This window comes from Paenibacillus sp. SYP-B3998, from assembly GCF_010820665.1.
GTDB lineage: Bacteria > Bacillota > Bacilli > Paenibacillales > NBRC-103111 > Paenibacillus_E.
This window is the reverse complement of sequence record NZ_JAAIKC010000001.1, coordinates 921,578-933,851: the sequence shown is the minus strand read 5'-3', so window position 1 is coordinate 933,851 and position 12,274 is coordinate 921,578. Positions and strand designations below refer to the sequence as shown.

Genomic DNA, 12,274 nt, shown 5'->3' with positions numbered 1-12,274 from the left:
TAAGGGTTTGTCGCCAGAAAACTGGCATACAAAGTTGTTTTTTCAAAAAAATTTCATAGCTTGCTTTAACTAGGCACCCGTTTTTTTTGCAGTCAATTCACTCGGATATTCAATCCTGGAGTGGAATATACCCAAAAGCGTTTCATTTAAGGTTTTGGCTATCGTATCCAACTCTTTTAACGTCAGATCGCATTCATTAAATTGACCATCATCCAGTCGAGATTTAATAATTTTGTGAACCATAGAGTCAATTTGTTCTAGTGTCGGATTGCGCAGAGAACGTACTGCCGCTTCTACACTATCCGCAATACCTACGATGGCCGCTTCTTTTGACTGCGCTTTGGGGCCTGGGTAACGGAAATCCTCCTCGCGAAACGTTTTTTCACTACCCTCATCTTCAGCATGTTTAACGGCCTTATGATAAAAATAGTGCAAAAGCGTTGTGCCATGATGCTGCTCCGCAATATCGCGAATCGGCTTTGGCATTTTGAAATCTTTCAGCATTTCGACACCATCCCGAGGGTGTGCAATAATAATCGATTTGCTCAAATTCGGATCAATTCGATCATGCGGATTCTCAATATTTGTCTGATTTTCGATAAAATAACTCGGACGTTTCGTTTTGCCAATATCATGATAATAGGACCCAACCCGACAAAGCAAACCATCAGCACCGATCGATTCTGCCGCAGCCTCAGACAGGTTGCCGACCATCACACTATGGTGATAAGTGCCTGGCGTCTCCGTAAGCAGCTTGCGAAGCAGCGGATGATTCGGATTTGAGAGTTCCACCAGCTTCAATGGAGAAAGAATACCAAAGGCGACTTCGAAGAAGGGCAGTAGCCCGATGACGAATACAACCGTTAACAGCCCCCCTGCTGCCGCAAAGGAGAGTGACATGATCGCTTCCTTCTGAGAGAAGTGATCCTCCAAGAGCATCATCGAGGTGATTGTCAGCATTGAGAAGAAAGAGATCATGAGTCCAGCCTTCAGAATCGTAGCGCGTTGACTCGCACGTTGAATCGTAAATACAGCACTGAAGCAAATGACCAAACTTACTAAACCATATCGGAAATCAAAGAGCAATACATGCTCCGTATTAAATATTATACTTGCCATTAAGGCAAATAAAACCGATGAAATGAAGGCCATTGAAGCATCTAGCAAAATGGCGATTAGGATACTGCCTAGCGCTGTAGGAGCCAAATAGCCGATAAATGGATAATCCAGGTTCTGACCTAAAGATATAATTTTCATACCAGCAATATTGATCAAAAAAATAAGAATGAGCATAACAAACTGTGAATTATTATAGGCAATTGGCAGTGAACTCTGCCTGACAAACATGTAAATAACAAATGAGAATAATGAAGCTAAAATCGCTAATCCAAGCTGAGGAAGATGATTCGCTTTATCCTTTAGCAGTTCAAGTTTATCTAGTCTTGCATATATTTCTTCGGTTATCTTGTCGCCAACATTCACCAGCACATCATTTTTATTAATATAGACAGGCTTGGCGTTTTCTCGCGCTTGTCCTTTTGCATCGTCCGTGCCTTTTTGATCAAAAAATTTGTTTGGTGTGATGACGGATCTTACAATTTCAGTCACAAGTTCCCTTGTCGTATTTTTCGTCAGGTTCGAAGTATTCACAAGCTCTGCTACTTTGGCCCGAGCCGTCTGCGCATCAAGAATCTGATCATTCATCAGCTTTGACACAATATCCTTGGTGACCGGGAGCATCGCTGCTAAATCTTCCTTGGTCAAGCGAGGAAGCTTGAAATAAATTTCCTCTGGCAGCTGATACTGCTGCTCTGCAAGCCCTTGTTGGATTTGTTCGAGCAAAGAATCATTGTATTGACCGCTGGTCCGCAATGTTTTGACCGACTGGTTTTCCAAGTCGGTAATCAACTGCGGAATAACTCTACGGTAAATACTTACCTTGTCATCAAATTTAACGTCTTCATCCACGTTAATCTGCAATAACTTATCATAAATAGCATCAATAAGGGCATCATTTTTTAAATTGACAACCCGATAGACAGGTTGAACACGTTTAGCTGCATCTTCTTTGGCCTGTTCGGTGGCGACAGCATTCTCGATTTGTCTGGGTGCATAGATCGTCTTCTCGCTAGTCGCGCCTAGCTGAATATCATAAACTTGTGGGACTAGCTTGGCATATAGCGACATATAAAAAATGAGCGCGAGCAAGAGAAACAACAGCAACCGCAACCAATTGCTGTATTTCCATCCGATCAGCCTGTAATGAAATTTGCCTTTGATTTGCACTTCATTCTTCATCACGGAGGTCATTCCTCTCTAAGAATCAAGCGAGCTTATTCACTTATCCTTTTCATCGTTATAGGCCATAATAATCTTCTGTACAAGGGAATGACGAACAACATCCTGCTCATCAAAATGAATAAAGCCAATTTCCTCAATATTTTGAAGGATGCGGTTTGCTTCTACCAGTCCAGATGATTTGCCTCGTGGTAAATCAATCTGAGTAACATCTCCAGTAATGACCATCTTGGAACCGAATCCAAGGCGGGTCAAGAACATTTTCATTTGCTCAGGCGTTGTATTTTGCGCTTCATCCAAAATAATAAAAGAGTCGTCCAAGGTTCTGCCTCGCATATAAGCAAGCGGAGCGATCTCGATCAATCCTCTTTCCAACGACTTGGCCACTTGGTCAGGACCTAGCACATCATTAAGAGCATCATACAATGGCCGCAAATAAGGGTCAACTTTTTCCTGAAGGTCCCCGGGCAAGAAGCCAAGACTTTCCCCAGCCTCAACAGCAGGTCGCGTCAGAACAATTCGCTTGACGGCTCCTTCTTTAAGCCTCGTTACGGCAAGTACAACAGCTAAATACGTTTTACCCGTACCCGCAGGACCAATTCCGAACACAATATCTTTCTTTTTGATCGTCGCCACATACTGACGCTGTCCCATCGTTTTGACCCGAATCGGTTTACCGCGATGCGTTGTTGTAATCTCGCCTTTGAATAGATCTAGCAGTTGATCCGCTTTCATTTGCTTAGCAAGCTCAACTGCATACAAGACATCTCTTTCCGACAGCGTATAATTATTGCGAATAAGTTGAAGAAGAACCTCAAAAAGCTGCTGAAGTGAGTTCACTTCCGCAGCAGCGCCTTGTATCGTTATTTCCTCTTCGCGAGTAAAGATTTGCGCCTCAATCTCACGCTCGATCAGATGCAAGAATTTGTCCTGCGGACCGAATAATGCTAGTCCTTCAGCCGGATTTTTCAGTGATAATTTAACAGATTGTGCGTTTTCTATCAACAGGCCTCATTCTCCTCTTGTCACAATAGGTTGCTCTTCTGCAATATTTTCTTCCACTTCAAAATGCACTTCCATATAAACTTTACCATTCTCTGTTTTCTCATGCAAAATTTTTTCACCAGCAACACGAGATTCTGGGCCCGCTAAAGTCAATAATTCACTTCTCGCTTGCTCTAAACCTCCCTTTTTAGCGTCTATCGCTTCAACAGGCTCCTCGATGTTATTCACTTCCATGATCTTTTCGTGAAGCCAGCCAATCGGAAGTGCAAAAGAACGCCACTGCAAAGATTTGCGCTCAGGAATCGTTTCAAACTGCTCGTACTTCTGTTTCCCGAAGCCGCTAACTTGTAAAGCCCTTGTCCCAAACACGAGGTAATTACGATTTGAAGTTTCTCCCGTGTAGACTTTATATGTTCTCGTCAAGGGAACCTCGATGTGGGACGTGTACCAAACAATCCCCTTTACCTTTCCGCGAGCTACGACAACTTGATTGTTCTGCTCATCTCCAATTGTCCCCGAGATCAGCACGTCCCCTTTGCGAACATAGGTGTTTGGTTTTACCATCGGCCTTCCCTTTACAGATAAGATTTCCGTAACAATCGCACTTTTAGAGGCAACCAGATTTCTCGGATTCATCAGCGGCCCTTTATCAGGCACCGTCGCCTCCACAACTTTAATGGTTACATGCGTTCCACGTATTTCGACGCCAACCCATGCCGCATTCGGCAGCATCCCTTGAATTTCGCGAGAGAGCTCCTCCGTTTTTTTAAGCTTGAATTTCCATTGGAACGTATGGATCCCCTGCTTGGAGGCAGCTTGCAAAATGTCTACAGTCGATATGCGCTCATTCCCCTCGACACTTACTTGCCAAACCAGAGATGTTAACACATACAGTGCAATAACGAAGGCAGCAATCCCACCAAGAAAAAGTTTTCGTCTGCCTAGCCTGCCCATAAAAAAGGGAAGCCCGTGCCGATGCAGGACATGCATCCTGAAGCCTGTCCTTTTCAATAACGGCCGCAGCCGAAAAAAATCTTTGATTAGGATGTGCATCTCTAGCTTATCATCTCCATTAGGTTCAATATCCCAAATGGAGAACCCGCTCTCTAACATTGGATTAATGATGTTCTCGCAACCCTTTCCACGCAGTTGTACGCGCACATAACCTCGCAGTCGGGCTATGAAAATCGATTGCTTCATGACAAAGCCTCCTTAACGTTTCGCCAAGAAAACTGGCTTCATAACATTGACATGGATGCTTTTAAACAAGCATCTGATTTATGGAATATACTTTACATTGTCGATCAAGCCTTCAATAAAAACTTCCTCTGATAAAATTGCGCGAATAACCAACTGCTTCCCGTAAACTTCAAGCGTGCCTCTTGTTAATTCAAGCTTTAAAATTTCACTAGAAAAATGCAGGACGCCTCTGTGATTCTCCACGTAAAGCTGTACGTTGCCGATCATCGTGATGCGCGGCAAGTCCTGTACCACATCCTGGGGGAGATCGAGGATTTTGGCCGTGAACTGGTTCCATTTGCGGGTCAAGCGACGCATAGCTGGGCAATACCCCCTCTAACTAGATGATCCTGGTAGCAGGTTCGCGCATAGACTTTTTACCAAATTATGCGGAAGAGCCGTGTTTTATGTGAAAAACATCCCCGAGTTGAGCGCCCGAGAAGATTTGCCTAATGGCAAACAAAAAAAGTCCTTCTCCAAGGCAGAGAAGGACTTAGGCTATACATAGGGTTTACCTGCGGAAAGGCTTTTTAGATCTCGGAGGGCCGAGAATTTCTGACCACACCACGCCTTGCAAGATTTGCTGAGTTGTAGGGTGTTCAGGCAACGCAATGGAATTGTGCTGCGTATCCGAGCCCATGGCAGCACTAACGGAAGCCAACGGAGAAGCTGACCCAAAAAGAGATTCCTTTTTTTCCGGAAGCACCGTCGTCATTGCCGGCTCTGCTCCAGGCCGCATGTATCCATCTTCTCGGCTCTTCCCCTGCTTCATAGAGGCATATGGCTGTTTGACTGTCTGACGAGCTTCTGAAGCCTTTCCAGGGCCGTTAGAACTCCCTCCAAAAGAGGGCATTCCTTGAGCTTTCGAATTCCCCTTTTTAGCATCTGACCATTTCGTTTTGATTTGATATAAGAAAGTCACCACAATGATAGCTAGGTACCAATGCTTGAGTACAAATTCAATCAGGTGTTCCACCAGAGCACCTCCTTAGCGATTTTGAAACCTGACCTAGGAAATGAAACCTAGCATTTATTCCTTATCGCTCTTGCCGTCATTAATTTTACCAAGCGTAGAACGCATTTGCGTATCTGATTCAATGTTCTTTAGATTCATATAATCCATAACCCCAAGTTGACCATTACGAAGCGCTTCCGCCATTGCAAGCGGCACCTGTGATTCGGATTCAACAACTTTAGCGCGCATTTCAACAACCTTAGCTTTCATCTCTTGCTCGGCAGCTACAGCCATTGCACGCCGCTCCTCAGCTTTTGCTTGGGCAATACGTTTGTCAGCCTCGGCTTGTTCCGTTTGTAAGTGAGCGCCAATGTTTTTACCTACATCCACGTCGGCAATATCAATCGACAAAATTTCAAAAGCAGTGCCTGCATCCAGACCTTTGCCTAAAACAGTGCGCGAAATTAAATCAGGATTCTCCAACACATCCTTGTGAGAATCGCTGGAACCAACTGTTGTTACAATCCCTTCGCCTACACGGGCAATAATCGTCTCTTCGCCCGCGCCTCCAACGAGGCGGTCGATATTAGCGCGAACCGTGACCCGCGCAATAACTTTTACTTCAATACCGTTTTTCGCAACCGCCGATACATTCGGCGTTTCAATGACACGCGGATTAACGCTCATTTGTACAGCCAGCAGCACGTCGCGTCCTGCGAGGTCAATAGCCGCTGCACGTTCAAACTCTAAATGGATCTTAGCGCGATGGGCTGCGATCAGTGCATTGACAACCCGATCTACATTACCTCCCGCTAGAAAATGACTTTCCAACTGGTTTACACTTAAATCGATCCCCGCTTTGGTCGCTTTAATCATCGGGTTTACAATTCGACTTGGCGTCACGCGGCGGAGCCTCATAGCAATTAAGGTAATAATACTGATACGCACGCCAGATGCGAGCGCGGAAATCCACAGCATCACCGGCACCACGCTCAACAAAATAGCAAGTGCAATTACAATAACGGCTGCAAGAAATAAAAAATATAAGCTAGGTTCTATCGTCATTTAATATCCTCCTTCGATTTTCCCATGATATCTTCATGAATCCATGAGTTACTTAATTAATCATTTTTTTCTTTAACCACGACACGGTTCCCCTCAATTTCCGTAACCACGACTTCCTTTCCACTGGGTATAAAGCCCCCGTTTGTAACGACATCAACTCGTTCTCCACCTATAAGCGCTGTCCCTGCAGGTCGCAGAGGGGTTATCGCTTCGCCTATCAAACCCAGTAGATACGAACGATCGGGACTAGACGTAAAACCCTTGTCTGTTGTTAACTGCTCTCTTAAAATAAAACGATTCCAAACTCCCCGATGTTTAAAATACTTTATGGCAAAAGCGACAGTGATAATCGCAATCAATAGCGCCACACCTAGCATGATTGCCGCTTCCTTGGGATCAGAGGAGGCCATTAATACCCCACCGAAAAGGCAAATCGCTCCCAACACGCCAAGAATACCGAAGCTAGGAACAATGAGTTCCAAGATTAAGAGTACAATGCCGATACCAAATACCGCCAAATCCCCAAATCCCGCGAAGCCCGCTAAATAAAACCCTAAAAAATAGAATGCGAAGCCGGCAATCCCCGCGGCTGCCAACAATCCGCTGCTGAAAAAAAGCAACTCTAACGCAATCCCTACAATCCCTACAACCAAAAGCACAGTCGCTGTAACCGGATGAGTCAGAAAGGCAGATAAATTGTCCACAAGCATACTCATTCACTCCCTTCCCTGAATTCCTCTTCGCTTTGCTTTTCATTAATTATGTACGTTTGATAACACAAACTGTTTCGTCCTTTTCTAAATAAATAAAAAACCAGGGGATTTTCATCCACCTGGTCTCTTCATAACATATTTTGATTTAACCTAACAATTGTTGGACCAACTGATTGATAATTTTACCATCAGCGCGCCCTTTTACCTGTGGCATTAATGCAGTCATCACTTTGCCCATATCCGCTTTGGAAGAAGCACCAACTTGTTGTATGGTCTGCTGTACAATGACTTTAACTTCTTCCTCAGAAAGCTGTTGCGGCATGTACTCAGCTAAAATAACAAGTTCCGCCTTAAGGTTATCGGCCAGATCATCTCTGCCCGCTTTTGCAAATTCTTGGAGGGAGTCCCTACGCTGCTTGATCTCACGAGTTAGAACGTCAAGCACTTCATTGTCATCTAAGGCTCTCTTCAGATCTATCTCTGAATTCTTAATTGTAGAACGAACCATACGGATTACAGAGAGTTTGAACTTGTCCTGACTCTTCATCGCTTGCTTCATATCTTCGTTCAATCGATCGCTTAAGCTCATGTTGCCTCCTAGAACTTTCTCTTCCGAGCAGCCTCAGATTTAAGCTTACGCTTAACGCTGGGCTTGTCATAATGTTTGCGTTTTTTAACCTCTGCTAGAATGCCATCCTTAGCGATGGAACGCTTAAAGCGACGAAGTGCAGCATCTATAGTTTCGTTCTTACGAACTCGAGTTTCTGACAACAGTTTTCCCTCCCTCCGAACAGACCATCTAAGACAAAGCGGTTCATCAACTCTCATTATAGGTTATAGTATTTAGAGTGTCAATCTGAATCTCACCTTGTTACGAAATAGTTTAATTAGCTACACCTAATGGGGCCAATTTAGCTCCAGCTAGAAAATGATAATGCAGATGATGCACGATCTGTCCAGCATTAGCTCCACAGTTGGTCACTACGCGGTATCCAGATTCAGCGACACCCAATTCTTGTGCGATTTGCTGGGCGGCCTTTTGAACTTGTCCAATCACAGCCCAATCTTCATCAGTCGCTTCATTTAGTGAAGCAAAGTGCTTCTTAGGGATAATCAGCACATGAATTGGAGCCGCGGGCTCAATATCATAAAAAGCTACGACTTCATTATCTTCATAAACCTTTTTCGAAGGAAGCTCTCCCTCAACTATTTTACAAAAAATGCAATCGCTCATCGCATGCTTCTCCTCTGCTTTCATGAAATCCTGGCTATCTTAATTTTATCGGAAAGATAAGAAAAAATCCAATCCTCAAGCCACATGTTCATGGAATAATTGCAAAAAAAGAAACATCACGCTTGGCTAATGATGTTCTCCTGCCTGTCTTATCTATTTTAATAATATGGCAGCAGCGACAAAGCAAGCAAAGCAGCAAGTGGAAGTACTTGCCTGGCAAACCGGCGTCTAGGTATGCCATAGCCCGGAAAAGGACCATAGAACGGATATGGATATGGATACGGTTGGAAGGCTCTCGTTTGCTCTTGGTCCATTCCCCCTGTTGGAACCGCCAAGTATAAGTGATCTTCGTCTACATGTTCAACAATACCATCGTACAGCGTTCCGTCAACCACCGTGACACTCACTTAGCGGTACATGTGATTTCTGCACAAGGCAATGTGCTTCTTTCTTATTCATAACTTTTACCCACAGCATATTCTGCTATAGGCAAAAGTCTACACGGAGCAGGAGAAATGGGCTTATCTCACTGCTTTCAATGCTTCTTCGTTTAACCGTTGTGTTGATTTTTAAAGGCTTGGCGCATTTTTTTAAATTTCTCTTTTTCTGCGGATTGCAGCGCCTTATCTTCTTTTCGCGCCAAGTAAGCCAGTTCTTTTTGAAGCTTCAAATAGCTTAGAAATCGTTCTTGTTCCAGATGGCCTTCGGCAAGAGCAAGCTTAACCGCGCAATTCGGTTCGTTCTCATGCTTGCAATCCTGAAAAAAACAGCTCGCTCCCAGCTCTTCGATATCTTGAAAAGAGGATTTCAACCCATCGGATGCCTCCCATAATTGAAGCTCCCGCATGCCCGGAGTATCAATGAATATCCCGCCCCCTGGGAGTACAAGGAGTTCACGATGAGTAGTAGTATGCTTACCTTTATCATCTCCATACCGTATATCGCCGGTTTCCAAGATTTCCTCCCCGTAAATCCGATTGATCAACGTGGACTTTCCTACGCCTGATGAACCAAGAAGTGCTACGGTTTGCCCATTTGTAACATATGGAGCAAGCTCGGTGAGTCCGCGATTCTCCGCTGAGCTAATAATATGAATGGGCACGCCAAAAGCTACGGCTTCAACTTCAGCTGCTTTTTCCGCTGAATCGTCGCATAAATCCGCTTTACTCAGCACGATAACAGGATTTGCGCCGCTTTCCCACGCCAGCACGAGATAGCGCTCGATGCGTCGCACATTAAAATCCAAGTTCAGAGCAGTTAGCAAAAACACGGTATTTACGTTCGTAGCTACAATTTGTTCTTCCGTGACTTGACCCGCAACTTTGCGGGAAAACTTACTCTGACGCGGGAGTACGGCATGAATAGTAGCCTTTTGTTCCTCGGCTCTGAGAGAAAGCACAACCCAATCCCCTACTGCCGGATAGTCCTCACGTCGCAAAGCATTATGACGCATCTTACCTGATATTTCTGCTAACGCTTCCCCCGTTTCTGTCAGAACACGGTACATATGCTTGTGCTCCAAACAAACGCGTCCAGCCTGGTATCCTTCTTGTTTGTAGGGTTCAAAAGCTTTTTCAAAATAGGGATTCCATCCCAAATCAGTCAGATTCAATCTTCAATTTCATCCTCTCACGTGTTTCTACTTCAAAGTATAGTCCGCAGCGAGAAGGAGCACACGGTAAACAATGGTTGTAAATCATTTTTTCCCAAGTTAAATACAGGGTGAGAATGGGTCAATTCTTTTGTAGACTGTTAGTCTAATAAGGCATATAATAGAAGTAAATTGATGGTTGAAACGGGGTGAGCGGATGAGTCAGTTCATGAGAGCTTCCACCCGCAAGAAGCGGGATGTGATGATGGAAGTCGCATTAACCATGTTTATGGAGAAAGGCTACGAAAATGTATCCGTAGACGACATCATCGCCGCAACGAGCACCTCCAAAGGGACTTTTTACCACTATTTTAAAAGTAAAGATGCAATCATAACAGCAATCTACAGTAAACAAATTGAATCAATCAGAGTATGGGTAGCGCAGCCTCCCTCTAAAGTGCAATCACTCGAGGGCCACATTAATCGTTTGTTTTTAGACTTGGCGTCCAATATCTGTGAATCGCCTCGTCTTATTCGGAGTTTACAAGCTTTAGCTCTGCAAAATGACACGGTAAAAATGGAAGAACAACAACAACTGCGCATACTAACCGAAAGCTTGCACCATTGGCTGCCGGAATCAGCAAAAATTGAACTGCTTGTCTGTATGTACGCAGGCACTGTACTCAAATGGTGCAGCGAAGACGATGACGATTTACTCTCCATGATGAAAAACAACTTAGCCTGGTTGTGGGCAGGTCTCCGTTCACAAGAGATCATTGCGACACTTCAGGTAGAACCAGTCCCCAAGGAGGAAAATAAAATGAAAGTAGCAATTATTGGCGGTGGCTTGGCAGGACTAACTGCGGCTGCCTATCTCTCTGAAAATCCACATATTGAAGGCATATTATTTGAGCGTAGTCCGCAATTAGGCGGGCGAGCTTTTACTTACGAAAAAGCAGGCTTTACGCTGAACTACGGCGCGCATGCAATATATGGCATCGACCGTCATACCTTAACCTCCATGGAAAAAGAACTGGGACTTTCCTTTAGCTCTAAGCAAGTTGACAAGCGAAAGGTGTTCTATGCTAAACATAATCAACTGACTCCAGCCCCTCTTGATGCTATAAACCTGCTGAAAACGGATTTGCTCAGCACCGCTCAAAAAGTACGCTTCGTCGGTGAAATTGCCGCAATCATCGCGAATATTCATAATCTAAAAAACTATGCTACATTAGCTGATTATTTGGCTGACTCCAACGCGGATGAGGATGTTAAAGAGCTTTGGGAACATCTCGTTTGCTCTAATTTCTTCATCACGCCAGAAGACGCTCGCAACGTTTCTGGCGCAGTAATCAGCGAATATTATCATAACCTGTTCCTATCAAGTAAACCCGTTAATTACGTGCTTGGCAGTTGGGCAGTCATTACAAATCAGCTTAAACAAAAGGTAACCAGCACAGGACGTTGGGAAATCGCCATTCAAGAAGGCGTTGATAGTCTTCGCTACGCTGATAAACAATTTATTTTGCAAACGAAAAACCGTGAAGTCGCTTTTGATAAAGTCATCTTCGCAATGCCTGTTCAACAGGTTGTTAAGCTGCTTAAAGGTACAGCATGGGAACCTTTCCTATCTCCTTATGAATCCAATACAGCGACAGAAGTTATGGTCTATGATATCGGGCTCAGCCGCGTAGTCGCAAGACCTTTCAGTTATATTAGCGATATGGATAACAAACTGTTCATCAGCGATGTTTCCGCTACGGATCATACGCTCGTACCGGAGGGCGGACAATTGCTGCAAGGTATCGCTTACTTGAGCGACCGCTTTACGAACGAGGAAGAACGCAAATCCTACTTGGATCAAAAAACAATGCAAATGGAAGCTCTTTTCGATAAGCACTATCCAGGTTGGAGAGAGGTAACAGCTGTGAAACGGGTTTCCAAGAAAGCCATGGTTTCCAGTGTGAAAAACATCGCTACGAACAACCTGCTGCCTATACGTTTAGAAAATGTACCCTTCTACTTCTGTGGAGACGGTTGCAAAGGTAAGGGTGAGCTTGCCGAACGTGCATTCTCTAGCGCCCGAACTGCAGCAGCATCTATTGTTGAGGAAGTACAGCAAGCACTACAGCACGCTTAATAAGCAGCAAAACAAAGAATGGCTCTCTCACAAT

12 protein-coding genes and 1 pseudogene are annotated in these 12,274 nt (G+C 44.4%); 1 reads left to right on the top strand and 12 read right to left on the bottom strand.

What is annotated here, in order from left to right; translation table 11 throughout:
- Nucleotides 1-69: 69 nt before the first annotated feature.
- From GK047_RS04125 to rsgA, 12 genes and pseudogenes are all read right to left on the bottom strand, one after another.
- Complete coding sequence (locus tag GK047_RS04125; RefSeq protein ID WP_163943628.1) at nucleotides 70-2,298, bottom strand: HD family phosphohydrolase; 2,229 nt, start codon at nucleotides 2,296-2,298, stop codon at nucleotides 70-72.
- A 39-nt stretch (nucleotides 2,299-2,337) separates the two neighbouring features.
- Nucleotides 2,338-3,303: a PhoH family protein gene (locus GK047_RS04120; RefSeq protein ID WP_163941524.1), complete on the bottom strand. Its 966-nt coding sequence runs from the start codon at nucleotides 3,301-3,303 to the stop codon at nucleotides 2,338-2,340.
- 6 nt (nucleotides 3,304-3,309) lie between these two features.
- A complete protein-coding gene (gene yqfD, locus GK047_RS04115) occupies nucleotides 3,310-4,503 on the bottom strand; it encodes a sporulation protein YqfD (protein WP_163941522.1) in 1,194 nt (397 codons plus the stop codon).
- 78 nt (nucleotides 4,504-4,581) lie between these two features.
- The gene (gene yqfC, locus GK047_RS04110) at nucleotides 4,582-4,860 is read right to left on the bottom strand and encodes a sporulation protein YqfC (RefSeq protein ID WP_163941520.1); all 279 of its coding nucleotides are present in this window, start codon (nucleotides 4,858-4,860) and stop codon (nucleotides 4,582-4,584) included.
- Between the two features lie 193 nt (nucleotides 4,861-5,053).
- Entirely contained in the window at nucleotides 5,054-5,518 is a 465-nt protein-coding gene (locus GK047_RS04105) for a hypothetical protein (RefSeq protein ID WP_163941518.1), read from the bottom strand.
- A gap of 54 nt (nucleotides 5,519-5,572) precedes the next feature.
- Nucleotides 5,573-6,562 carry a flotillin-like protein FloA gene (gene floA / locus GK047_RS04100; RefSeq protein WP_205516259.1) on the bottom strand — a complete coding sequence of 330 codons (990 nt, stop codon included), beginning with the start codon at nucleotides 6,560-6,562 and terminating at the stop codon, nucleotides 5,573-5,575.
- 56 nt (nucleotides 6,563-6,618) lie between these two features.
- Nucleotides 6,619-7,278 (bottom strand): NfeD family protein, encoded by a 660-nt coding sequence (locus GK047_RS04095; protein WP_163941516.1) that lies wholly within the window; start codon nucleotides 7,276-7,278, stop codon nucleotides 6,619-6,621.
- A 142-nt stretch (nucleotides 7,279-7,420) separates the two neighbouring features.
- A complete protein-coding gene (locus GK047_RS04090; protein ID WP_163941514.1) occupies nucleotides 7,421-7,864 on the bottom strand; it encodes a GatB/YqeY domain-containing protein in 444 nt (147 codons plus the stop codon).
- Between the two features lie 8 nt (nucleotides 7,865-7,872).
- Nucleotides 7,873-8,046, bottom strand: coding sequence for a 30S ribosomal protein S21 (gene rpsU / locus GK047_RS04085; RefSeq protein WP_029195880.1), 174 nt, complete (start codon nucleotides 8,044-8,046; stop codon nucleotides 7,873-7,875).
- 112 nt (nucleotides 8,047-8,158) lie between these two features.
- Complete coding sequence (locus GK047_RS04080) at nucleotides 8,159-8,509, bottom strand: histidine triad nucleotide-binding protein (protein WP_163941512.1); 351 nt, start codon at nucleotides 8,507-8,509, stop codon at nucleotides 8,159-8,161.
- Nucleotides 8,510-8,667: 158 nt separating this feature from the next.
- Nucleotides 8,668-8,964, bottom strand: a pseudogene (locus GK047_RS04075) (hypothetical protein).
- Between the two features lie 95 nt (nucleotides 8,965-9,059).
- Nucleotides 9,060-10,121 (bottom strand): ribosome small subunit-dependent GTPase A, encoded by a 1,062-nt coding sequence (gene rsgA / locus GK047_RS04070; protein WP_163941510.1) that lies wholly within the window; start codon nucleotides 10,119-10,121, stop codon nucleotides 9,060-9,062.
- A 196-nt stretch (nucleotides 10,122-10,317) separates the two neighbouring features.
- Here rsgA and GK047_RS04065 point away from each other — a divergent pair, with 196 nt between their 5' ends.
- Nucleotides 10,318-12,240, top strand: coding sequence for an FAD-dependent oxidoreductase (locus GK047_RS04065; RefSeq protein ID WP_163941507.1), 1,923 nt, complete (start codon nucleotides 10,318-10,320; stop codon nucleotides 12,238-12,240).
- The last annotated feature ends 34 nt before the right edge of the window (nucleotides 12,241-12,274 follow it).